Source organism: Mesorhizobium sp. B3-1-8 (genome assembly GCF_006439495.1).
In the GTDB taxonomy this organism is placed as follows: Bacteria; Pseudomonadota; Alphaproteobacteria; order Rhizobiales; family Rhizobiaceae; genus Mesorhizobium.
In genome coordinates, this window is the sequence record NZ_VFTK01000024.1 from 1 (window position 1) to 21653 (window position 21653).

At 63.1% G+C, this 21653-nt stretch carries 22 protein-coding genes; 15 read left to right on the forward strand and 7 right to left on the reverse strand.

Features of this window, described 5'->3' with window-relative positions; all coding sequences use genetic code 11:
* Nucleotides 1–63 precede the first annotated feature (63 nt).
* Nucleotides 64–357: a hypothetical protein gene (locus tag FJ424_RS21520; RefSeq protein WP_140654804.1), complete on the reverse strand. Its 294-nt coding sequence runs from the start codon at nucleotides 355–357 to the stop codon at nucleotides 64–66.
* A 143-nt stretch (nucleotides 358–500) separates the two neighbouring features.
* On the opposite strand from FJ424_RS21520, the gene FJ424_RS21525 reads away from it, so the two are divergent.
* Both FJ424_RS21525 and FJ424_RS21530 read left to right on the forward strand, forming a co-directional pair.
* Entirely contained in the window at nucleotides 501–803 is a 303-nt protein-coding gene (locus FJ424_RS21525) for a hypothetical protein (RefSeq protein ID WP_140646536.1), read from the forward strand.
* A gap of 249 nt (nucleotides 804–1052) precedes the next feature.
* Complete coding sequence (locus tag FJ424_RS21530; RefSeq protein WP_140654806.1) at nucleotides 1053–1370, forward strand: hypothetical protein; 318 nt, start codon at nucleotides 1053–1055, stop codon at nucleotides 1368–1370.
* 28 nt (nucleotides 1371–1398) lie between these two features.
* Here the strand turns inward: FJ424_RS21530 and FJ424_RS21535 are convergent, their stop codons facing one another.
* The gene (locus tag FJ424_RS21535) at nucleotides 1399–2103 is read right to left on the reverse strand and encodes a GntR family transcriptional regulator (RefSeq protein WP_246677320.1); all 705 of its coding nucleotides are present in this window, start codon (nucleotides 2101–2103) and stop codon (nucleotides 1399–1401) included.
* 70 nt (nucleotides 2104–2173) lie between these two features.
* Here FJ424_RS21535 and FJ424_RS21540 point away from each other — a divergent pair, with 70 nt between their 5' ends.
* The 12 genes from FJ424_RS21540 to FJ424_RS21595 all read left to right on the forward strand — a co-directional run bounded on the left by FJ424_RS21540 (nucleotide 2174) and on the right by FJ424_RS21595 (nucleotide 17037).
* Nucleotides 2174–3109, forward strand: coding sequence for a dihydrodipicolinate synthase family protein (locus FJ424_RS21540; protein ID WP_140654809.1), 936 nt, complete (start codon nucleotides 2174–2176; stop codon nucleotides 3107–3109).
* A 15-nt stretch (nucleotides 3110–3124) separates the two neighbouring features.
* Nucleotides 3125–4432 carry an FAD-binding oxidoreductase gene (locus FJ424_RS21545; RefSeq protein WP_181181680.1) on the forward strand — a complete coding sequence of 436 codons (1308 nt, stop codon included), beginning with the start codon at nucleotides 3125–3127 and terminating at the stop codon, nucleotides 4430–4432.
* A gap of 12 nt (nucleotides 4433–4444) precedes the next feature.
* A complete protein-coding gene (locus tag FJ424_RS21550; protein ID WP_140654812.1) occupies nucleotides 4445–5446 on the forward strand; it encodes a 4-hydroxyproline epimerase in 1002 nt (333 codons plus the stop codon).
* A gap of 611 nt (nucleotides 5447–6057) precedes the next feature.
* A complete protein-coding gene (locus FJ424_RS21555) occupies nucleotides 6058–6960 on the forward strand; it encodes a branched-chain amino acid ABC transporter permease LivH (RefSeq protein ID WP_140646539.1) in 903 nt (300 codons plus the stop codon).
* Nucleotides 6961–6964: 4 nt separating this feature from the next.
* On the forward strand, nucleotides 6965–8560 hold the full coding sequence (livM, locus tag FJ424_RS21560; protein ID WP_140646540.1) for a high-affinity branched-chain amino acid ABC transporter permease LivM: 1596 nt from the start codon (nucleotides 6965–6967) through the stop codon (nucleotides 8558–8560).
* Nucleotides 8560–9969, forward strand: a complete 1410-nt coding sequence (locus tag FJ424_RS21565) for an ATP-binding cassette domain-containing protein (RefSeq protein WP_140654814.1) — start codon at nucleotides 8560–8562, stop codon at nucleotides 9967–9969. Before livM ends, FJ424_RS21565 begins: the two co-directional genes overlap by 1 nt.
* Nucleotides 9969–10697 carry an ABC transporter ATP-binding protein gene (locus tag FJ424_RS21570; protein WP_140646542.1) on the forward strand — a complete coding sequence of 243 codons (729 nt, stop codon included), beginning with the start codon at nucleotides 9969–9971 and terminating at the stop codon, nucleotides 10695–10697. The genes FJ424_RS21565 and FJ424_RS21570 overlap by 1 nt, the downstream gene beginning before the upstream one ends.
* A gap of 17 nt (nucleotides 10698–10714) precedes the next feature.
* The gene (locus FJ424_RS21575) at nucleotides 10715–11062 is read left to right on the forward strand and encodes a DUF6867 family protein (protein WP_140646543.1); all 348 of its coding nucleotides are present in this window, start codon (nucleotides 10715–10717) and stop codon (nucleotides 11060–11062) included.
* Nucleotides 11063–11198: 136 nt separating this feature from the next.
* On the forward strand, nucleotides 11199–12317 hold the full coding sequence (locus FJ424_RS21580) for a branched-chain amino acid ABC transporter substrate-binding protein (protein WP_140646544.1): 1119 nt from the start codon (nucleotides 11199–11201) through the stop codon (nucleotides 12315–12317).
* A 296-nt stretch (nucleotides 12318–12613) separates the two neighbouring features.
* Nucleotides 12614–16072 carry a pyruvate carboxylase gene (pyc, locus tag FJ424_RS21585; protein WP_140654817.1) on the forward strand — a complete coding sequence of 1153 codons (3459 nt, stop codon included), beginning with the start codon at nucleotides 12614–12616 and terminating at the stop codon, nucleotides 16070–16072.
* A 232-nt stretch (nucleotides 16073–16304) separates the two neighbouring features.
* Nucleotides 16305–16565 (forward strand): DUF2312 domain-containing protein, encoded by a 261-nt coding sequence (locus FJ424_RS21590; RefSeq protein WP_095767239.1) that lies wholly within the window; start codon nucleotides 16305–16307, stop codon nucleotides 16563–16565.
* Between the two features lie 22 nt (nucleotides 16566–16587).
* Nucleotides 16588–17037: a hypothetical protein gene (locus FJ424_RS21595; RefSeq protein WP_140654820.1), complete on the forward strand. Its 450-nt coding sequence runs from the start codon at nucleotides 16588–16590 to the stop codon at nucleotides 17035–17037.
* Nucleotides 17038–17059: 22 nt separating this feature from the next.
* On the opposite strand, the gene FJ424_RS21600 is transcribed toward FJ424_RS21595, so the two are convergent.
* Nucleotides 17060–17578 carry an arsenate reductase ArsC gene (locus tag FJ424_RS21600; protein WP_140654823.1) on the reverse strand — a complete coding sequence of 173 codons (519 nt, stop codon included), beginning with the start codon at nucleotides 17576–17578 and terminating at the stop codon, nucleotides 17060–17062.
* A gap of 160 nt (nucleotides 17579–17738) precedes the next feature.
* Between FJ424_RS21600 and FJ424_RS21605 the strand changes: the two genes are divergently transcribed.
* Entirely contained in the window at nucleotides 17739–18080 is a 342-nt protein-coding gene (locus FJ424_RS21605; protein ID WP_140646548.1) for a hypothetical protein, read from the forward strand.
* Between the two features lie 154 nt (nucleotides 18081–18234).
* Here FJ424_RS21605 and msrB read toward each other — a convergent pair whose 3' ends face one another.
* The 4 genes from msrB to FJ424_RS21630 form a co-directional block, all read right to left on the reverse strand.
* Nucleotides 18235–18639: a peptide-methionine (R)-S-oxide reductase MsrB gene (gene msrB / locus FJ424_RS21610; RefSeq protein WP_140646549.1), complete on the reverse strand. Its 405-nt coding sequence runs from the start codon at nucleotides 18637–18639 to the stop codon at nucleotides 18235–18237.
* 93 nt (nucleotides 18640–18732) lie between these two features.
* Complete coding sequence (locus FJ424_RS21615; protein WP_140654826.1) at nucleotides 18733–19923, reverse strand: VWA domain-containing protein; 1191 nt, start codon at nucleotides 19921–19923, stop codon at nucleotides 18733–18735.
* Between the two features lie 292 nt (nucleotides 19924–20215).
* A complete protein-coding gene (locus tag FJ424_RS21625) occupies nucleotides 20216–20662 on the reverse strand; it encodes a GNAT family N-acetyltransferase (protein WP_140654831.1) in 447 nt (148 codons plus the stop codon).
* Nucleotides 20663–20749: 87 nt separating this feature from the next.
* Entirely contained in the window at nucleotides 20750–21589 is an 840-nt protein-coding gene (locus FJ424_RS21630; protein ID WP_140654833.1) for a MoxR family ATPase, read from the reverse strand.
* Nucleotides 21590–21653: the final 64 nt, after the last annotated feature.

Genomic DNA, 21653 nt, shown 5'->3' on the forward strand with positions numbered 1-21653 from the left:
TCAGCACGAATCGTTCCATCCGAAGCTTGAATCATGATCAAGCCCGATGTGGAATCCTGAATATCAACAGGTCTTAGCCGGACGGTTTCCTGTTTGCACGTCCTCGCCTTCGGCTGCGGGCCTGCAGGCAGGCATCAAGGATGGCGCGGAATTCGTCATCCCGACGATGAACTGAGCCCGGACAGGTCGTCCAAGCCAACATTGGGGAGGCGCGGTGCAAGCCGCGCCTTCTTTTTGTGGATGCAGGTGGAATGCTGCGGCTTTCGTCCACCAGCCTTGCACTGTCCAGATCACGCCGCCAAAGGCGAAGCGCAACTTCAGGTGCATGAATTCTGATGCATCGCGCGAGGAGAGCATCCGCACCTTCTAATAATTCCATCGCCGTGTGATGGAACCAACAGACCACCCTCCGTCTTAGGCTGTATTCCTGCCATGCGTGCAGGCAAATCAAACAGCGCCGGTGGCAGCCGGGGTTCGCGTCTGGCGCGAGGAGGTGTCAGATGACACGATTTCTTATGGCGACAATGCTGGCGGCGGCGGTGGTCACCGGTGGATCGGCGTCGGCGAACGCGGCGGCGCAATGCGCTCCGCGCGCCGACATCATCAAGGCGCTCGGCGACAAGTTCCACGAAAGCGAGGCCGGGCGCGGTCTGATCAATCCTAACGTCGTGCTCGAGATCTTCGTGTCGGATCAGGGCAGTTGGACCGTGCTTGCCTCCGACACCAAGGGGCAAAGCTGCATCCTTTCCGTGGGCGAGGGCTGGGACAGCCCTACGATCGCGGCAGCCATGCCAGGCGCATGAGAAATTCGCCGTAGAGTGTCCGCTCCCGGGTTGGTTGCGGGCGGCTCAGGGGCTGTCAGCGCCCCCCGCTTGTTTACGGAGCGAAGCTTCACCATATCGAATCCAGGGAGTCATGATCTCCCTGGGACAGACCGGAAACCAGAAGGAGTGACGTGATGAAGACGTCGAATCCGGCCTGGAGCGCTCCGGCACACTGAGGCGGCCGAATGTGCCTCCCTTGCCGGAATGCGAAGGCGAAGGAGGTGCCCAATGGCACGCGATTTTTCGTTTCGATGGGTCAAGCTTGCAGTCGTTGGCGCCCTGATGGCGCTATCGGCTATCCCGGCGCGGGCGCAAGTCATCTGCGGCGGCCATGACTATCTGGTCGCGAGGCTGGCGGAAGCATTCGAGGAGAAGCGGCTGGGATATGGCGTGGCCGGTCAAGCCGCCATCTTCGAGGTGTACGTCTCGGCAAGCGGAACCTGGACCATCCTGATGACCGACGTCAAAGGCCAGAGTTGCATCCTGGCGGCGGGCGACGGATGGGAAGACACGCAGGCCACCGCGGTCGGGCAACCCGGCGGCTGAGGACGCCTCTGGCAGGCGCTGACCCCGCTCAGCGCGTGGCGGCCACCTCGGCATGACCGCGCAGCAGCGCCATCAGTTTCTTGGCGTCCTTGGCGGCGCCTTCCTCGTCGCCGTCGAGGATGGAACGGATCAGCGCCACGTGGTGCTCGGCTGATTCGGCCAGCCCGGTGTCGGCCTTGTAGCGATACCAGAAGCGGCGGCTGTGCGTCTGCAAGGGGGCGGCCACGCGCGCCGCGAAAGGGTTGTCGGCGGCGATTGCCAGCGCCTCGTCGAGCGCCTTGTCGGCCTGGATGAAGGCAAGCACGTTGCCGGAGATCACCGCCTTCTGCATGGCCAGGGCCGCCTCGTGGAACAGGTCGGCGGCCTCGCGCGTGACGAAGCGGGCGGCCGAGCGGGCGAGCACCACCTCGATGCCGCGCCGCGCATCCAGCACCCGCAGCCAGTCGCCGGCGTGAAGCGGCGCGACCGCGATGCCAGCGCGGGGTCTTATGTCGAGAAGGCCTTCCCAGGCGAGCCTCTGGATCGCCTCGCGCACGGGGGTGCGTCCGAGACCCAGCCGCTCGATCAGCGCGCCTTCGGTGACGAAGCTCGACGGCGCCAGCTCAAGCGTGACGATCATATGCTCCAGCGCGCGGTAGGCCTTGGTCGCCGCCGGCTCGAAGGTCGCGTTCGTTTCAGCGGATATCAGAGGGGAGATCAATGGCAGGCTCCTGATATATTTTTCATATATCATAGTGGATTCAGCATTGACGAGCCAGCTTTTAATAGATATACGACTGATATATCAATCGGAGAAACAAACCATGTGGACCGGAGTTTTCCCCGCCGTCACGACCAAATTCACAGCCGACGACCGACTCGACCATGCCGAGATGGAGCGCTGCTACGGACTGCAGATGGAGGCCGGCTGCGACGGCATCATCGTGTGCGGCTCGCTCGGCGAAGGGCCGATGCTGTCGCCGGACGAAAAGATCGAAGTGCTGAAGACGGCGCAGAAAGTCGCCGGCAAGAAGCCGGTGCTTTTGACCGTCAACGAGCCCGGCACGCGCGAGGCGGCTGTTATCGCCAAGCGCGCCGCCAAGGAAGGCGCCGATGGGCTGATGGTGGTGCCGAGTCCGATCTACCACACCGACCCGCAAGAGACGGTCGCCGCCCTTCGTGCAGTTGCGGAAGCCGGCGACCTGCCGGTGATGATCTATTCCAACCGGCTCGCTTATCGCGTCGACGTGACCGTCGAGCTGATGGAGGAGCTGGCGTCGGACAAGCGTTTCGTCGCCATCAAGGAATCGTCCGACGACATCCGCCGCTCGACCGAGATCATCAACCGGTTCGGCGACCGCTACGACCTCTTCACCGGTGTCGACAATCTCGCCTTCGAGGCGCTGTCGGTCGGCGCCATCGGCTGGGTCGCCGGCCTCGTCACCGCCTTCCCGCGCGAGACGGTAGCGATCTACCAACTGATGAGAGAGGGCCGCCGCGAGGAAGCGCTGGCGATCTACCGCTGGTTCCGGCCCTTGCTCGACCTCGATGTCTCCACCTATCTGGTCCAAAACATCAAGCTTGCCGAAGTGCTGGCGATCGGTACCAATGACCGTGTGCGCATGCCGCGCCAGCCGCTGTCGGGCGAACGCCGCAAGGCGGTCGAGAAGATCGTCCGGGATGCGCTGGTGGTGCGGCCGAAGCTGCCGTCGTTCCAGAACTCTCCTCGATCGACGGAAAAGCTGGTGGCGGCCGAATAAGGGAACAGCCTTCACGTGCAGAAAAATTCCGAGGAGGGGCGCCGCCCCTCATCCGCCCTTCGGGCACCTTCTCCCCGTGAACGGGGAGAAGGGGAAGACATCGCCATCATCGGTGGCGGCATCGTCGGTATCTGCGCCGCGACCCTGCTGTCTGAAGCGGGTCGCGGCGTTACCGTCTTCGATCGTACCGGCATCTGCGAGGAGACGAGCTCCGGCAACGCCGCCGCTTTCGCCTTCTCCGACGTGCTGCCGCTGGCGCATAAGGGCATGATCCGGCAATTGCCGAAATGGCTCGCCGACCCGCTCGGACCTTTGGCCATCCCGCCGGCCTATCTGCCCAAGCTGCTGCCCTGGCTGATCCGCTTCTGGCGCGCGGGCGCCGCCAAGCACTACGAAGCGAGCCTGGCGGCGCAGGTCGGTATGATGAAGCTCGCCGAAGCCGAATGGATGGGACTGCTCGACCGCTCCGGCACGCGGCCGATGCTGCGCGAGGATGGTTCGCTGGAATTCTATGAGAGCGAGGCGGAGTTCCGTGCCTCGCTGCCCGGCTGGGCCGAGCGCGGGCGTTTCGGCATCGGCTTTCGCCATGTCGAGGGCGAGGAAATGGCAGCGCTCCAGCCAGGTCTGGCGCCGCGCTTCGTCAAGGGGACCTTCGTGCCAGGCTGGAAAACGGTCGCCGATCCCAAACTGCTCGGCAAGGCGGTCTGGGCCTATGCGGAGAGGCTCGGCGCCCGTTTCGAGCATGCGCGTATCGAACGCGTGGAAGCGGACGCAAACGGCGCCACGATCGTCCTGGCCGACGGCACCAGGCGGAGGGCAAGGAAACTCCTGATCGCCGCGGGCGCCTGGTCGCATCTCCTGGCGAGGAATCTCGGCGACCGCATTCCGCTCGAAACCGAGCGTGGCTACAACACGACGCTGCCGGTGTCCGCCTTCGACGTGAAGCGGCAGCTGATCTTTTCCGGACATGGCTTCGTCATCACGCCGCTCGAAACAGGCCTGCGCGTCGGCGGCGCGGTCGAGCTCGGTGGCATCGAGCGGCCGCCCAACTTCGCGCGGTCGAAGGCAATGCTGGAGAAGGCGAAGCGTTTCCTGCCCGGGCTCGACCCGTCGGGCGGACGCGAGTGGATGGGTTATCGCCCGTCGCTGCCGGACTCCTTGCCGGTGATCGGCGCGGCGCGCGCGCCGAATGTCTTTTATGCCTTCGGGCACGGCCATCTCGGCCTGACCCAGTCGGCGGCGACCGGCCGCTTGATCCGCGATCTCGTTGTCGGGCAGACTCCGCCGCTCGATCTCACCCCATTCCGTCCAGAGCGTTTCTGAAAAGAGAATATGATGGCCAAGAAATCCTTCTTCTGCATCGACGGCCACACCTGCGGCAATCCGGTGCGGCTGGTCGCCGGCGGCGGGCCATTGCTCGAGGGCTCGACGATGATGGAGCGGCGGGCGCATTTCCTCGCCGAATATGACTGGATCCGCACCGGGCTGATGTTCGAGCCGCGCGGCCATGACGTGATGTCGGGCTCGATCCTCTATCCGCCGACGCGCGAGGACTGCGACATCGCCATCCTGTTCATCGAGACCTCGGGCTGCTTGCCGATGTGCGGCCACGGCACCATCGGCACGGTGACGATGGCGATCGAGCATGGGCTGGTGAAGCCGAAGACGCCGGGCGTGCTGCGGCTCGACACGCCGGCCGGCCTCGTCATCGCCGAATACAAACAGGCCGGCGAGTATGTCGAGGAGGTGCGCATCACCAACGTGCCGTCCTTCCTCTATGCCGAAGGCCTGACCGTCGAATGCCCGGTGCTCGGCGAGATCAGCGTCGATGTCGCCTATGGCGGCAATTTCTACGCCATCGTCGAGCCGCAGCAGAATTACCGGGACATGGCCGACTATTCGGCGGGCGACCTCATCGCCTGGAGCCCGGTGGTGCGGCAGCGCCTCAACGAGAAATACTCCTTCGTGCATCCGGAGAATCCCGGCATCAACCGGCTGTCGCACATGCTGTGGACCGGCAAGCCGAAGCATGCCGAGGCCGACGCCCGCAACGCCGTGTTCTATGGCGACAAGGCGATCGACCGCAGCCCTTGTGGCACCGGCACCTCGGCACGCATGGCGCAACTCCATGCCAAGGGCAGGCTCAAGCCCGGCGATAGTTTTGTCCACGAATCCATCATCGGCTCGCTGTTCAAGGGCAGGGTCGAAAAAGAGGTCAGCGTCGCCGGCAAGCCGGCGATCATCCCCTCGATCGGCGGCTGGGCCCGCATGACCGGGCTGAACACCATCTTCATCGACGACCGCGATCCGTTCGCGCACGGCTTCGTCGTCACCTGATACGATCAGCCGGCATGCGCTTTGGCTTCGCTTTCCGCTTTCGCCGACACCTGATCGCGGAACCAGTGGGCGAATTGACTTCGGCCGCTGAGGCCGAGCCGACATCGTCAGAAAATAGCGCTTGTCGTCATCGATCGTCGCCCGAGGGGGGCCGAAAAGCACAGTCTCAATGGAGAGGGAGGCTCTGCTTGCTGAGACGTCGCTTCAAGGCTTTTCTATTTCGGCGAGACGCCTTCCGCCGAAGGCGTCTCGCCGTCACATGGCCGTCACAGATGACGCAAACCTCACCCAACGGAAGGCGCGGCGGTCCAAAAAGCAGCGCCTCGGTTCTTGCAAGAATTCTTCTCATCAACTTATTTTGACGCCGATTTCTTCGACATGAGGCCCATCATAAGGTTGAATCGTCAAAGACATTGCGTTGTGCCAATGCTACGGTCCGCGATAGTCCAGGGGTCGGGCGCGAAAAAAACGGGCAATCGGACGGCGTGCTTCCAAACCACGCAGAGCGATTGAAAAATCACGTTGCAATCCGGGCTCGAAACTTTACGACTAGGGGAAATACGAAAAGGAATGCGTCCTGAAAGGCGACATTCCAGGGGAGCCGCATAAATATGCAGTACTTCGTCCAGCAGCTTATCAATGGGCTGACGTTGGGATCGATCTATGGCCTGATCGCGATCGGCTATACGATGGTCTATGGCATCATCGGCATGATCAATTTCGCCCATGGCGACATCTTCATGGTCGGCGCCTTCACCGCGCTCATTGTCTTCCTGATCCTTGGCGCATTGTTCTATTCGGTGCCGGTCGTGGTGGCGCTTCTGATCATGATGATCGTGGCGATGCTCCTCACCAGCCTCTACAACTGGACGATCGAAAAAGTGGCCTATCGGCCGCTGCGCGGATCGTTCCGGCTGGCGCCGCTGATCACCGCCATCGGCATGTCGATCGCGCTGTCCAATTTCGTGCAGGTCACGCAAGGCCCGCGCAACAAGCCGATCCCGCCGATGGTGTCGCAGGTTTACACGATCGACGGCATCAGCATCTCGCTGAAGCAGATCATCATCGTGCTGGTCACCGCCGCGCTGCTGGTGATCTTCTGGTATCTCGTCAACAGGACGGCGCTCGGGCGGGCGCAACGCGCCTGCGAGCAGGATCGCAAGATGGCGGCGCTGCTCGGCATCGACGTCGACCGCACCATCTCCATCACCTTCATCATGGGGGCCGCCCTTGCCGCCGTCGCCGGCACGCTGTTCCTGATGTACTACGGCGTCGTGGTGTTCTCGGACGGCTTCGTGCCGGGCGTGAAGGCCTTTACGGCAGCCGTGCTGGGCGGCATCGGCTCGCTGCCCGGCGCGGTGCTCGGCGGACTGCTCATCGGCTTCATCGAGAGCATGTGGTCGGCTTATTTCTCGATCGACTACAAGGACGTCGCCGCTTTCTCGATCCTGGCGATCGTGCTCATCTTCCTGCCCTCCGGCATCCTCGGCCGGCCTGAAGTCGAAAAGGTCTGATCTCATGGCCGTTACCGTGTCTTCGGAGCGCGACACCGTCGCTACTCCAGTCCAGCGCGCTTTTCGCGAAGCGCTCTATGCAGGCGCCATCTCGCTTGGCCTGTTCGTGCTGTTCATCGGTCTCAGGACAGACCAGAACATCAGCAACGAACTGATCCTGGTGCAGCGCTGGGGCCTGCTGGCCATTGTGGTCATCGCCACTGCCCTGGGCCGCTTCCTGTATATCGCCTATGGCCAGCCCTTCGTGGCCAGCCTGAAGATCGCCGACATCGACACAGGCCTGCTGCCCGACACCATGGCAGCACGCTTCTTCAGGACGCCTTACTTCATAGCAGCGGTCGTTGTCGCAGCCTTGCTGTTTGTGCTGGCCGGCTCGCTTGACGGGCTGCTCGGACCCGACCTTGCCGGCTACGCACGCTTCGTGCGGGCGCTGGCGATCATCTATGCCATCGCCTGGGTAATGTATTATTTCCGGGCCTTCATCCACGCCCACTTCTCGGCGTTGGGCATCAGCGCGCTGGCGCTCTATCCGATCGTCGTCGTGCTGGTGCTTGCGCTGATGACAGGATCGATGGCGGGAGGCTTTCAGGGTTCTCTGAAGTGGGTCGACAATTTCGGCATACAGATCCTGATCTACGTGATGCTGGCCTGGGGGCTGAACATCGTCATCGGCCTCGCCGGCCTGCTCGATCTCGGTTATGTCGCTTTCTACGCTGTCGGCGCGTATGCCTACGCGCTGCTCGGCACGCATTTCGGCCTGTCGTTCTGGATCCTGCTTCCGGCCGCCGGCTGCATGGCCGCCTTCTGGGGCGTCATGCTCGGCTTCCCGGTGCTCAGGCTTCGGGGCGACTATCTGGCGATCGTGACGCTGGCCTTCGGCGAGATCATCCGCCTCGTCCTGATCAACTGGCGCGAAGTGACCAACGGTTCGGCCGGCATTTCCGGCATTCCCAAGGTCTCCTTCTTCGGACTGATGTCGTTCAACGTCTCTGATCCGAACTACATCGCCAAGGTGCTGCACATCGCCACATCGAGCGCCTATTACAAGATCTTCCTTTACTATCTGATCCTCGGACTCTGTCTTTTGACCGCCTTCGTTACCATCAGGCTGCGCCGGTTGCCGGTCGGCAGGGCGTGGGAAGCGCTACGCGAGGACGAGATCGCCTGCCGCTCGCTCGGCATCAACACCACCACCACCAAGCTGACGGCATTCGCCACCGGCGCCATGTTCGGCGGCTTCGCCGGCTCGTTCTTCGCCGCACGGCAAGGTTTCGTCAGCCCCGAATCCTTCGTCTTCCTGGAATCGGCGATAGTCCTTGCCATCGTCGTGCTCGGCGGCATGGGTTCGCTGGTCGGCATCGCCGTAGCGGCACTGGTGATGATCGGCGGCACCGAAGCGTTGCGAGAACTCGACTTCCTGAAGCGGGTCTTCGGTCCCGATTTCACGCCTGAACTGTACCGCATGCTTCTGTTCGGCATGGCCATGGTCATCGTCATGCTATGGAAGCCGCGGGGCTTCGTCGGCAGCCGAGAACCGACAGCCTTCCTGAAGGAGCGAAGAGCGGTTTCAAGCTCCTTCACCAAGGAGGGGCACGGCTGATGAACGCGACCCCTTCCTCGAAAGACTTCATCCTGCAGGTCGAGCATCTGTCGATGAAGTTCGGCGGCCTGGTCGCTATCGGCGACCTGTCGTTCCAGGCCAGGCGCGGCGAGATCACCGCGCTGATCGGCCCGAACGGCGCCGGCAAGACCACGGTGTTCAACTGCATCACCGGCTTCTACAAGCCGTCTGAGGGCATGATCACTCTCAACCGGAACGACGGCTCGACCTATCTGCTCGAGCGCCTGCCCAACCACGAGATCCCGGCGCGCGCCAAGGTGGCGCGCACTTTCCAGAACATCCGCCTGTTCTCGGGCATGACGCTGCTGGAGAACCTTCTGGTCGCGCAGCACAACAAGCTGATGAAGGCCTCGGGCTATACGCTTCTTGGCCTCTTCGGCTTTCCGAGCTATCGCCAGGCCTCGGCCGAGTCGATCGAGCTCGCGAGGCACTGGCTGGACAAGGCCGATCTCGTCGACCGCGCCGACGATCCCGCCGGCGACCTGCCCTATGGCGCGCAGCGGCGCCTGGAAATCGCGCGCGCCATGTGCACGGGGCCGGAGCTTCTGTGCCTCGACGAACCGGCCGCCGGCCTCAATCCGAAGGAATCGGCGGCGCTCAACGAGCTGTTGATGGGCATCAAGAGCACCGGCACCTCGATCCTGCTCATCGAGCACGACATGTCGGTGGTGATGCAGATCTCCGACCATGTCGTCGTGCTCGAATACGGCCGCAAGATCTCCGACGGCAATCCGCAGTCGGTGCGCACCGATCCGCGCGTCATCGCCGCCTATCTCGGCGTCGACGACGAGGAGGTCGAGACCGTGCTGACCGAAGTTGGCGACGAGGACGTCATCGAGCAGCTCGATACCGGGCCGGATGCGGCGCACGGACCGGGCAATTCCGCTTCGATGATGGCCGGGCCGGTTTCCGACAGCGTCGAACACGCCGACGAGGGCGAGCGGGTCACGGTGTCGAAGGGCGCCTCGAAAGCGGCGCAGGTCGATGCGCGCGCCGCGGCGATCGCCAGCAAGCCGACCGCGGCTCCGGCAGCGACGAAGCCGGCGGCGAAGAAGCCGGCCGCAAAAGCGCCGGCGAAAAAGGCAGCCGCAAAGGCCCCGGCCGCGAAAGCCGGCGGCATCTCCAATCGCCTCGACGCGCCGCGTGGCGGCAAGGCAGACAGTCTGATCCGCATCAAGGGCATCGGTCCGGTCAACGAGCGCAAGCTGAACGAGCACGGAATCTTCCATTTCGACCAGATAGCGGCCTGGAAGAAGGCCGACATCGAGGCGGCGGAGGCCTATCTCGCCTTTGACGGGCGTATTGCCCGCGAAGACTGGATCGGCCAGGCGAAGACGCTGGCGAAGGAAGTGGCGGCCAAGCCCGCGACGCGTGGAGGGCGTAAATAATGGCCGGCACAACGCTGCTCGACATCAAGGGTGTCGAGACCTACTACGGCAACATCCGCGCGCTGAACGGCGTCGATGTCAGCGTCAACCAGGGTGAGATCGTGGCGCTGATCGGTGCCAACGGCGCCGGCAAGTCGACGCTGATGATGACCATCTTCGGCGCGCCGCGCGCCCGCACCGGCACCATCACCTTCGCCGGCACGAACATCACCAAGATGCCGACGCATGAGATCGCACGCCTGCGTATCGCCCAGTCGCCGGAAGGGCGCCGCATCTTCCCGCGCATGACGGTGATGGAAAACCTGCAGATGGGCGCCAGCCTCGACAACCTCAAACATTATGACGAGGACGTCGAGAAGGTGTTCACGCTGTTCCCCCGGCTGAAGGAACGCATCGGCCAGCGTGGCGGCACGCTGTCGGGCGGCGAGCAGCAGATGTTGTCGATCGGGCGCGCGCTGATGGCGCGGCCGAAACTGCTTCTGCTCGACGAGCCGTCGCTTGGTCTCGCGCCGCTGATCGTCAAGCAGATCTTCGATGCCATCCGCGAACTCAACAAGACGCAAGGGTTGACCGTGTTTCTGGTCGAGCAGAACGCTTTTGGGGCGCTCAAACTCGCCACGCGCGGCTATGTCATGGTCAACGGCAATGTGACGATGAGCGGCACCGGCAAGGAACTGCTCGCCAATCCGGAAGTGCGCGCCGCCTATCTCGAAGGCGGACATCACTGAGATCGAGGACATCAATCATGCAAGGTATTATCTACGAAGAAGCCTCGATCTGGCAGTTCCTGTTCGTCACCTGCCTGCTTGGTGGCTGGGCGGCATGGATGACCGGCAAGGCCGCCGCTCAGACTTGGAGCACCTACGTTCAGCTGTTCTTCTACATGCTCGGTCTCGGCATCGGCATCAGGTTCATCCATCACGCCTTGTTCGACGGCACGATGTTCTCACTGCATTACTATATCATCGATACCATCGTGCTGATGATATTGGGCTTCCTCGGCTATCAATACACGCGCACCAACCAAATGGTCACACAGTATAACTGGCTCTATGAAAGAGCTTCCTTATTAAGCTGGAAACCGAAAGGTTGACGTTCACCATTACGCCGTTTCCGGCATGAATCGGCGTGACAAGTGCCTGAAAATCGGCATTCTATGCTTTCTGCGATAAGGGTGGGCATCGCATGAAAGTATCATCCACGCCCACTCCGTAAATGGGAGCGTTTCAATGAAAAAATCACTCTTGTCCGCCGTTGCGCTGACCGCGTTCGTCGCGTTCAGCGGCAGCGCGTGGGCCGCTGACATCCTGATCGGCGTCGCCGGTCCGATCACCGGCCCGAACGCCGCGTTCGGCGCACAGTTGCAGAAGGGCGCGGAACAGGCGATCGCCGACATCAACGCGGCAGGCGGCGTCAATGGCCAGCAGCTCAAGCTCGAGATCGGCGACGACGTCTCCGATCCCAAGCAGGGCATCTCGGTCGCCAACAAGTTCGTCGCCGACGGCGTCAAGTTCGTCGACGGCCATTTCAACTCCGGCGTGTCGATCCCGGCCTCGGAAGTCTACCAGGAAAACGGCATCCTCGAGATCACGCCGGCCGCGACCAACCCGAAGTTCACCGAGCGCGGCATGTGGAACACCTTCCGCACCTGCGGTCGTGACGACCAGCAGGGCAAGGTGGCCGGCGACTACATCGCCAAGAACTTCAAGGATGCCAAGATCGCCATCATCCACGACAAGACGCCTTATGGCCAGGGCCTCGCCGACGAGACCAAGAAGAACCTCAACGCCAACGGCATCACGGAAGTGTTGTACGAAGGCGTGAATGTCGGCGACAAGGACTTCTCGGCCCTCATCGCCAAGATGAAGGAAAACGGCGTTACGCTCATCTACTGGGGCGGCCTGCACACCGAAGCCGGTCTGATCATCCGTCAGTCGGCCGATCAGGGCCTGAAGGCGCCGCTGTTCTCGGGCGACGGCATCGTCTCCAACGAACTGGCTTCGATCGCGGGCGACGCCGTTGCCGGCACGCTCAACACCTTCGCTCCGGATCCGCGCAAGAATCCGGCCGCCAAGGAAGTGGTCGAGAAGTTCCGCGCCAACGGCTTCGAGCCGGAAGCCTACACGCTCTACTCCTATGCCGCGGTGCAGATCATCGCCCAGGCCATCGCCAAGACCGGCTCGGCCGACGACGCGCAGAAGGTTGCGGAGACGATCAGGGCCAACACCTGGAAAACCGCTATCGGTGACATCGGCTACGACGCCAAGGGCGACATCACCCGTCCTGATTATGTCATCTATGAGTGGAAGAAGGGCGACGACGGCAAGTACAGCTACTTCGAGAAATAAGCCGGCAAACCGTAAAGCAGATCGCGAGATCTGCTTTAGCCTACGTTTCGGAAATGCCCGGCGCTCGCGCCGGGCATTTTCGTTTGCGGGTGGGGCCGACCGGAAAGCTCCGCGCCGCGCGCTCGGGAATGCCCGTCGGCCGCCCGCTTACGGTGTTCGAACAACGGCAATAACAGTTTGACGCAAACAAGCGACTTAAATCGTTTTAGGTGTCGCTCAAATTTGTTTGCACTGCAGCATTTTCACGCTAATCATTGCGCCGGTTCATCTTCCCTTACGCTGCTGGAGCCCAGTCCTTGGCCATCACGAAGATCCTCGTCGCCAACCGGTCCGAAATCGCCATCCGCGTGTTCCGCGCGGCCAACGAGCTCGGCCTCAAAACCGTGGCGATCTGGGCGGAGGAGGACAAATATTCGCTGCACCGCTTCAAGGCCGACGAGAGCTACCAGGTCGGGCGCGGACCGCATCTGGCCAAGGACATGGGGCCGATCGAAAGCTACCTGTCGATCGAGGAGGTGATCCGGGTCGCCAGGTTGTCGGGCGCCGACGCCATTCACCCCGGTTACGGCCTGCTGTCGGAAAGCCCGGAATTCGCCGAGGCCTGCGCCGAGGCTGGCGTCACCTTCATCGGCCCGAAGCCGGAAACGATGCGCCGGCTGGGCAACAAGGTCGCCGCGCGCAACCTGGCGATCGAGGTCGGCGTGCCGGTCGTGCCGGCAACCGATCCGCTGCCCGACGACATGGACGAGGTCAAGAAGCTCGCCGCGACGATCGGCTATCCGGTGATGCTGAAGGCCTCGTGGGGCGGCGGCGGCCGCGGCATGCGCGCCATCCGCGCCGAGGCCGACCTCGCGCGCGAGGTCATGGAAGGCAAGCGCGAGGCCAAGGCGGCCTTCGGCAAGGACGAGGTCTATCTCGAAAAGCTGATCGAGCGCGCCCGCCATGTCGAGGTGCAGGTGCTGGGCGACACCCACCGCAACGCCGTGCACCTGTTCGAGCGCGACTGCTCGATCCAGCGCCGCAACCAGAAGGTCGTGGAGCGCGCGCCGGCGCCCTATCTCAGCGAAGAGCTGCGCCAGGAGCTTTGCGGCTATGCGCTGAAGATCGCGCGCGAGACCAGCTATATCGGCGCTGGCACGGTCGAGTTCCTGCAGGACGCCGACACCGGCAAGTTCTATTTCATCGAAGTCAATCCGCGCATCCAGGTCGAGCACACCGTCACCGAGCAGGTAACCGGCATCGACATCGTCAAGGCGCAGATCCATATCCTCGACGGCTTCGCTATCGGTACGAAGCAATCGGGCGTGCCGGCGCAGAAGGACATCAGGCTGAACGGCCACGCGCTGCAGTGCCGCATCACCACCGAGGATCCGGAGCACAATTTCATCCCGGACTACGGCCGCATCACCGCCTATCGCGAGGCGGCCGGCTTCGGCATCCGACTCGACGGCGGCACCGCCTATTCGGGCGCGGTCATCACCCGCTTCTATGATCCGCTGCTCGAAAAGGTGACGGCCTGGGCGCCGACGCCCGGCGAGGCGATCTCGCGCATGAACCGGGCGCTGCGCGAGTTCCGCATCCGCGGCGTCGCCACCAACCTCACCTTCCTCGAAGCGATCATCAACCACCCGCGCTTCGCCGACAATTCCTACACGACCAGGTTCATCGACACGACGCCGGAACTGTTCGAGCAGGTGAAGCGGCAGGACCGCGCCACCAAGCTGCTCAACTACCTGGCCGATGTCAGCGTCAACGGCCATCCCGAGACGCGCGGCCGGCCGATGCCGAAGGCGAATGCGGCCGCGCCAGTGGTTCCCTATCTCAACGGTCACGTCCCGGATGGCAGCAAGCAGAGGCTCGATGCGCTCGGCCCGGAGAAATTCGCGGCCTGGATGCGAGAGCAGCGACAGGTGCTGGTCACCGACACGACGATGCGCGACGGCCACCAGTCGCTGCTTGCCACGCGCATGCGAACGCATGACATCGTCGGCATCGCCGGCACTTACGCGCGGGCGTTGCCGCAGCTGCTTTCGCTGGAATGCTGGGGCGGCGCCACCTTCGACGTCGCCATGCGCTTCCTCACCGAGGACCCGTGGGAGCGGCTGAGCAAGGTGCGCGAGGCGGCGCCGAACCTTCTGCTGCAGATGCTTCTGCGCGGCGCCAACGGCGTCGGCTACACCAACTATCCCGACAATGTCGTCCAGCATTTCGTCCGCCAGGCGGCAGCCGGCGGCGTCGATCTGTTCCGCGTCTTCGACTGCCTGAACTGGGTGGAGAACATGCGGGTCGCCATGGACGCGGTCGGCGCCGAGGGCAAGCTGGTCGAAGCGGCGATATGCTACACCGGCGACATCCTCGATCCGGCGCGCGCCAAATACGACCTCAAATACTATGTCGGGCTGGCCAAGGAACTGGAGGCCGCCGGCGCGCATATCATCGCCGTCAAGGACATGGCCGGCCTGCTGAAGCCGGCCGCGGCGCGCGTGCTGTTCAAGGCGCTGCGCGAGGCGACCGACCTGCCGATCCATTTCCACACGCACGATACGTCAGGCCTCTCGGCGGCGACGGTGCTGGCGGCGGTGGAGAGCGGCGCCGACGCCATCGACGCGGCGATGGATTCCTTCTCCGGCAACACTTCGCAGCCCTGCCTCGGCTCGATCGTGGAGGCGCTGAAGGGCACCGAGCGCGATCCCGGTCTCGATCCGCAGTGGATCCGCCGCATCTCCTTCTACTGGGAAGCGGTGCGCAACCAGTACGCCGCCTTCGAGAGCGATCTCAAGGGACCTGCCTCGGAAGTCTACCTGCACGAAATGCCGGGCGGCCAGTTCACCAACCTCAAGGAACAGGCGCGCTCGCTTGGGCTGGAGACGCGCTGGCATGAGGTCGCGCAGGCCTATCACGACGTCAATTTGATGTTCGGCGACATCGTCAAGGTAACGCCGTCGTCCAAGGTGGTCGGCGACATGGCGCTGATGATGGTCAGCCAGGATCTCACCGTCGCCGATGTCGAGAACCCGGCCAAGGACATCGCCTTCCCGGATTCGGTCGTGTCGATGCTGCGTGGCGATCTCGGCCAGTCGCCCGGCGGCTGGCCGGCGGCACTGCAAAAGAAGGCGCTAAAGGGCGAGAAGCCGATCACTGTGCGGCCCGGCTCGCTGCTGAAAGCAGCCGATCTCAAGGCCAGCCGCAAGGACATCGAGGGCAAGCTCGACCGCAAGCTCTCGGAATATGAGTTCGCCTCCTGGCTGATGTACCCCAAGGTGTTCACCGATTTCGCCGCGGCGCAGGAGACCTACGGGCCTGTCAGCGTGCTGCCGACGCCGATCTATTTCTACGGTATGAAGTCGGAAGACGAGATCTTCCTCGATATCGAGAAGGGCAAGACCCTGGTGGTTCGCTGCCAGGCGTTCGGCGATGTCGACGACAAGGGCATGGTCACCGTGTTCTTCGAGCTCAACGGCCAGCCGCGCCGCGTCAAGGTGCCGGACAGGGCGCATGGCGCGTCCGCCGCCAAGGCGCGCCGCAAGGCTGAGCCCGGCAATGAGGGGCATGTCGGCGCGCCGATGCCGGGCGTCGTGTCGGCGCTTGCCGTGGCGGCCGGACAGGCGGTCAAGGCTGGCGATGTGCTGCTGTCGATCGAGGCGATGAAGATGGAAACCGCGCTCCACGCCGAACGCGACGGCGAGATCGCGGAGGTGCTGGTCAAGGCCGGCGACCAGATCGATGCCAAGGATCTCTTGATCGCCTTCAAATGAGGTGTGTCGATATTCAAGCGAGGCCGGCCTGCAAACGGCGGCTTCCCTGCGCTTCTCGGTATCCGCCATTTTCGACTCGGCCTGACCTGAATATCGGCGCACCTTAAGATGTGCCCAGCCGTCCACAGCCGCTCGACAAGTGTCTTGACCCGCCGCGTCCGCTCGGGCAGGGAACCCGCTCCAATTCGCCGTGGCGGGAATCGCCATGGCTCCAGAAGACGCGGAGAAAAAAATGGCCGACGAAATCACCGAGACCAGCCAGACTGTAGCCGCCGGCCAGCTGCGCACCATCATCGAGCGCATCGAGCGGCTCGAGGAAGAGAAGAAGACGATCTCCGACGACATCAAGGACGTCTATGCCGAAGCCAAGGGCACCGGCTTCGACACCAAGGCGATCCGCACGATCGTGCGCCTGCGCAAGAAGGACCAGGCCGAGCGCCAGGAAGAAGAGTCGATCCTGGATCTCTACAAGGCCGCCCTCGGCATGGCGTAAGCCTCATGGCCGGAGACCGGCCATGAACGAATTCGACTTCGGCGGCCGTCGCGCCTCGGAGTTCCGCCATCGCGGCTTCTGGGCGCTGTTCGCCGAACGGCACCCGCAAGAAAGGGAAAGGCTCGCGCGGCGCGGGCCGTGGTTCTGGCAGCGCGGGCTGCCGGACTTCGCCCTGGTCCTTTCGATGTATGTCGCGCCGGCGCAGAACCATGTCGGCGTCTTCTTCGGGCGCAATGAGAAGTTCGGCGCCACGGAGTCCTGGTCGCGGCTGAAACCGTTCCAGCCGGCGATCGAGGCCAGGCTGAAGCTCAGGCCCGAACAGAGCTGTGAAGGTCTCGGCATCAACTCGATGTGGCGGGTGAACTGCTACGCCGAGGACAACTGGCCGGCCATGACCGACTGGCTGGTGAGGGAATGCTCACGCTTCGAAGAAGCCGTTGTCGAGGTGCTCGGAGACGAAGGCCTGCCGTAAGATTGACTGCCTACCGCTGCGCTTACGCGCCTTCAGCTCGCCGCCGCCCATCGCGGCCGATCTCATCCAGACGCTGCTGCAGGGCCAGGTGATCGAGCGATGTTATCGGCAGGTTCGTAAACAGCGCGATGCGGTTGCCCACCATGCGATAGGCCTCGGCGAAAGCGAAATGCTGCTCGGCTTCAGTGCCACTGGCCTTGGAGGGATCGGGGACAGCCCAAAGCGCGGTCATCGGATGGCCTGGCCAGACCGGACAGCTTTCATTCGCTGTGGTGTCGCAGAGGGTGAAGACGAAGTCCATCTCCGGTGTGTCCGGCCCTGAAAATTCGTCCCAGCTCTTCGACCGGGCAAACGACGTGTCGTGGCCCATGCTCTCCAACAACTGAATCGCATGGGGATGGACGGTGCCTTTCGGTCGCGAGCCAGCAGAATAGCCCTTGAAGCGGCCCGCCCCGAGCTTGTTAAGTATGGCTTCGGCCATGATCGAGCGGGCCGAATTGGCATTGCAGAGAAAGAGAACGTTGTAGACCTGATCGCTCATTCCGAACTCCTGGGTGTTGCGGCGAAAACGACAGAATACGATATGGGTCACGTGTCTGTGATCGTACAGGTTTTGGCGGCGGATTCTGCGGCATCAGCATCAAATTTCGCAGCATCATCCCGCCGAAACCCCCGGCGCTCCGCTCAACGAGGCTTGATTGATGGGTGACTTCGACTCCACGGGCGTGACAGCGCTTATCGATCACAAAGCCGGCTTCTTGCGCTCACGCTGGAGGGGCGAAGCGCCGCTCGACCGGCTGTTCTGGCGCGACATGCTGCTTGTCGGGACGATCTTGAGCGTCGCCTCTTCGGCGCTGGCGCTGGTCCTGCTCGGGTTGAAGCTGCCGCTCTGGCTGGTACTGGCGGTGCATTTCCTCCCCGTTCCATACACCATCTTCCTGACGGTCGCCGTCTGGCGGACCGCGGAGAAGACCGGGGGTTTCAAGGCGCAATTGATGATGCTGGGTTCCGCGCTCTGGCTGATCGCGACGGCCATCGTCTAAAGCGCGTCGCGTCGAAACGGATTCACGCGACGCGCTTTAGGTCGTTGCTTGATGCATGTCGTTATCGCAAAACCGAGGTCACTTTTGCGCGACATACATTAGAGCATGAAAAAGGGCGGCCGAGGCCGCCCTTTGCGAAGTCATTCCCGAGGCTTCAAGCTGCCGGCTCGAAGCGCAGCGCCACGCCATTGATGCAATAGCGCAGGCCGGTCGGCGGCGGGCCATCCTCGAAGACATGGCCGAGATGGCTGCCGCAGCGCGCGCAATGGCATTCGGTGCGGACCATGCCGTAGCTGCGGTCGACGGTGGTGTCGATCGAGCCCGGGACCGGATCGTTGAAGCTCGGCCAGCCGGTGCCGCTCTCGAACTTCAGCTTGGATTCGAACAGCGGCTGGTCGCAGCCGACGCAGTAGAAGGTGCCGGCGCGCTTCTCGTAGAGCAGGGCGCAGCTGCCGGGGCGCTCGGTGCCGTGGTTGCGCATCACGGCATATTGCTCCGGCGTCAGCCGGGCGCGCCACTCGGCATCGGTGCGGGTGACGGGATAGGCGTGGGTGTCCATGGAATCTCCTCGGCCTTGGCGGCTCCTTGTTGCTTGCAACGGGTATTCGTCGGAACATAGGCATTTGTTACAAACGCCGCCAGTGAAAGCGAGCTAGTGGTTGCGCGACAACTGTCTTGTCGCTGCCTCAAGCCCGGCCAATGTCAGTGGGAACATGCGGCCGCCGAAGATGTCGCCGATCAACTGGATCGAATGCGTGTAGCGCCAGTTCTTCTCGGCTTCCGGGTTTAGCCAGATCGCGTTCGGCCATTGCCGCAACAGGCGCGTCAGCCACACGCTGCCGGCCTCCGGATTCCAATGCTCGACCGAGCCGCCGGGATGCGCGATCTCGTAGGGGCTCATCGAGGCGTCGCCGACGACGATCACCTTGTAGTCGGGCCCGTATTTGTGGATGAGGTCGAAGGTCGGGATCGTCTCGGCCAGCCGCCGCCGATTGTCCTTCCAGACGCGCTCGTAGAGGCAGTTGTGGAAGTAGAAATATTCGAGCTGGCGGAACTCGGCGCGCGCGGCCGAGAACAGTTCCTCGACGCCGCGTATATGGTCGTCCATCGAGCCGCCGACATCGAAGAACATCAAAAGCTTCACCGCGTTGCGTCGCTCGGGCCGGGTTTTGACGTCGAGATAGCCGTGCTCGGCGGTGGCGTGGATGGTGCCGGGAAGGTCGAACTCCTCGTCGGCGCCCTCGCGCACCCAACGGCGCAGCCGCTTCAGTGCCACCTTGATGTTGCGGGTGCCGAGTTCGACGGTGTCGTCGAAGTTCCGGAATTCGCGCTTGTCCCAGACCTTCACCGCGCGGCGATGCCGGCTTTCATCCTGGCCGATGCGAACCCCTTCGGGGTTGTAGCCATAGGCGCCGAAGGGCGAGGTGCCGCCGGTGCCGATCCATTTCGAACCGCCCTGGTGGCGCCCCTTTTGCTCCTGGAGGCGCTGCTTCAAGGTCTCCATCAGCTTGTCGAAACCGCCCAGCGCTTCGACCAGCTTCTTTTCCTCCTCGGTCAGGTGCTTTTCCGCCAAACGGCGCAGCCATTCCTCGGGGATGTTGACGACATCGACGGCATCGGGGCCGCCGAGCGCCTCGACACCCTTGAAGACATGCGCAAACACCTGGTCGAAACGGTCGATGTGGCGCTCGTCCTTCACCAGGGCCGCGCGCGCGAGGTAGTAGAAAGCTTCGACGTCATAATCGACGAGCCCGGCTTCCAGCCCTTCCAGCAGCGACAGATATTCCCTGAGCGAAACGGGAACCCGCGCGGCCTTCAGTTCGAGGAAGAAGGGGATGAACATCGGCTATCTCTAACCAATGACCACGGCGGACTCACCTGAGATGTAGTCGATTTCGCCTGATCTCAGCAGATCAGCCAATGTACGTGGGCTGGGGACGGGCAGGCGCTTCGCAATACGAATCTCAGTCCATTCCCGGGTCGCGAGCGCTGCGTCAGCAACCGCTTCGTCAGGGCTCGCGCCACCGCCATGGCAACCCGGAAGATCGGGTATCCGAACCCCCCAGACGTCATCGGCACCGTCCAAAATTCCTACATAGCAGGTCATTCAGCTCGTTCCGGGTTTTCAAATTGCCTTATAGCAGATCGTACTCGATGAAGCCCGTTCGTCGCGCCACATGATCGTAGAGCCGGCGCGCCGTGGCGTTGGTCTCGTGCGTCATCCAGTAGACGTTTTTCACCCCAATCTTGCCGGCCTCGTCTTGCACCGCTTTGATGAGCGCGGCGCCCACGCCCTTGCCGCGCACCTCAGGGTCGGCGAACAGGTCCTGCAGGTAGCAGTTGTTTTTCTCGGACCAGCCTGAGCGGTGATAGAGATAATGGGTGAGGCCGACGGCCTTGCCGTCGAGCGTGGCAATGAAACCCTTCGGCTCGAACTCGCCATCCGTGAACAGGCGCTTCCAGGTGATCGCGTAGACCTCTGCCGGCAGCTTCGTCTCGTAGAAAGTCAGATAGTCGGTCCAAAGCCGGCGCCAGTCGGCGTGGTCGGACTGCGCGAGCGGGCGGATGATGATCTCGGACATTTTTCCTCCAACATTTTGACCCGAAGCTGCGGCAGCGGCCGCTCGGCGGCAACGGTCCACGGACGGGAAAGCGCTATTGCTGCGGGCTTACTGCTGCCGTCTGGCCATAAAGGCCAGGCGCTCGAACAGGTGCACGTCCTGCTCGTTCTTCAACAGCGCGCCGTGCAGCTTCGGCAGCATGTTCTTCGGATCGGCGCGCAGATCCTCGGGCGCGATGTCGTCGGCGACCAGCAGACGGATCCAGTCGAGCGCCTCGGAGGCAGACGGCTTCTTCTTCAGGCCCGGCACCTCGCGGATCTCGTAGAACTGCGTGAGTGCCGCCCGCACCAGATTCTGTTTGATGCCGGGGTAATGCACCTCGACGATGCGGTGCAGCGTGTCGATGTCGGGGAAGCGGATGTAGTGGAAGAAGCAGCGGCGCAGGAAGGCGTCCGGCAGTTCCTTCTCATTGTTCGAGGTGATGATGACGATCGGCCTGAACTCGGCGCGGATCGTCTCGCCGGTCTCGTACACGAAGAACTCCATCCGGTCGAGTTCCTGCAGGAGGTCGTTGGGGAATTCAATGTCGGCCTTGTCGATCTCGTCGATCAAAAGCACGACTTTCTTTTGCGCCGCGAAGGCGTCCCACAACTTGCCGCGCTTGATGTAGTTGGCGATGTCGTTGAAGCGCTCATCGCCGAGCTGGCTGTCGCGCAGCCGCGAGACGGCGTCATATTCGTAGAGGCCCTGCTGCGCCTTGGTGGTGGACTTGACGTTCCATTCGATGAACTCGAGCCCTAGCGCCGATGCCACCTGGCGGGCGAGCTCGGTCTTGCCGGTGCCGGGCTCGCCCTTGACCAGCAAGGGCCGTTCCAGCGCGATCGCGGCGTTGACCGCGACCATCAGATCCTTGTCGGCGACATAGGCCGCGGTGCCTTCGAAACGCATCTTTTCTCCTGTCCGTGCGGCGGGACCGTAAGGAGGCTGGACGGGCCGCGCAAGGGCGGTTGCG

Coding starts and splice junctions, on each gene's coding strand:
- FJ424_RS21520 (WP_140654804.1), bottom strand. CDS start 357: ATGCTCTCCTCGCGCGATGCATCAGAATTCATGCACCTGAAGTTGCGC.
- FJ424_RS21525 (WP_140646536.1), top strand. CDS start 501: ATGACACGATTTCTTATGGCGACAATGCTGGCGGCGGCGGTGGTCACC.
- FJ424_RS21530 (WP_140654806.1), top strand. CDS start 1,053: ATGGCACGCGATTTTTCGTTTCGATGGGTCAAGCTTGCAGTCGTTGGC.
- FJ424_RS21535 (WP_246677320.1), bottom strand. CDS start 2,103: ATGATATATGAAAAATATATCAGGAGCCTGCCATTGATCTCCCCTCTG.
- FJ424_RS21540 (WP_140654809.1), top strand. CDS start 2,174: ATGTGGACCGGAGTTTTCCCCGCCGTCACGACCAAATTCACAGCCGAC.
- FJ424_RS21550 (WP_140654812.1), top strand. CDS start 4,445: ATGGCCAAGAAATCCTTCTTCTGCATCGACGGCCACACCTGCGGCAAT.
- FJ424_RS21555 (WP_140646539.1), top strand. CDS start 6,058: ATGCAGTACTTCGTCCAGCAGCTTATCAATGGGCTGACGTTGGGATCG.
- livM (WP_140646540.1), top strand. CDS start 6,965: ATGGCCGTTACCGTGTCTTCGGAGCGCGACACCGTCGCTACTCCAGTC.
- FJ424_RS21565 (WP_140654814.1), top strand. CDS start 8,560: ATGAACGCGACCCCTTCCTCGAAAGACTTCATCCTGCAGGTCGAGCAT.
- FJ424_RS21570 (WP_140646542.1), top strand. CDS start 9,969: ATGGCCGGCACAACGCTGCTCGACATCAAGGGTGTCGAGACCTACTAC.
- FJ424_RS21575 (WP_140646543.1), top strand. CDS start 10,715: ATGCAAGGTATTATCTACGAAGAAGCCTCGATCTGGCAGTTCCTGTTC.
- FJ424_RS21580 (WP_140646544.1), top strand. CDS start 11,199: ATGAAAAAATCACTCTTGTCCGCCGTTGCGCTGACCGCGTTCGTCGCG.
- FJ424_RS21590 (WP_095767239.1), top strand. CDS start 16,305: ATGGCCGACGAAATCACCGAGACCAGCCAGACTGTAGCCGCCGGCCAG.
- FJ424_RS21595 (WP_140654820.1), top strand. CDS start 16,588: ATGAACGAATTCGACTTCGGCGGCCGTCGCGCCTCGGAGTTCCGCCAT.
- FJ424_RS21600 (WP_140654823.1), bottom strand. CDS start 17,578: ATGAGCGATCAGGTCTACAACGTTCTCTTTCTCTGCAATGCCAATTCG.
- FJ424_RS21605 (WP_140646548.1), top strand. CDS start 17,739: ATGGGTGACTTCGACTCCACGGGCGTGACAGCGCTTATCGATCACAAA.
- msrB (WP_140646549.1), bottom strand. CDS start 18,639: ATGGACACCCACGCCTATCCCGTCACCCGCACCGATGCCGAGTGGCGC.
- FJ424_RS21615 (WP_140654826.1), bottom strand. CDS start 19,923: ATGTTCATCCCCTTCTTCCTCGAACTGAAGGCCGCGCGGGTTCCCGTT.
- FJ424_RS21625 (WP_140654831.1), bottom strand. CDS start 20,662: ATGTCCGAGATCATCATCCGCCCGCTCGCGCAGTCCGACCACGCCGAC.
- FJ424_RS21630 (WP_140654833.1), bottom strand. CDS start 21,589: ATGCGTTTCGAAGGCACCGCGGCCTATGTCGCCGACAAGGATCTGATG.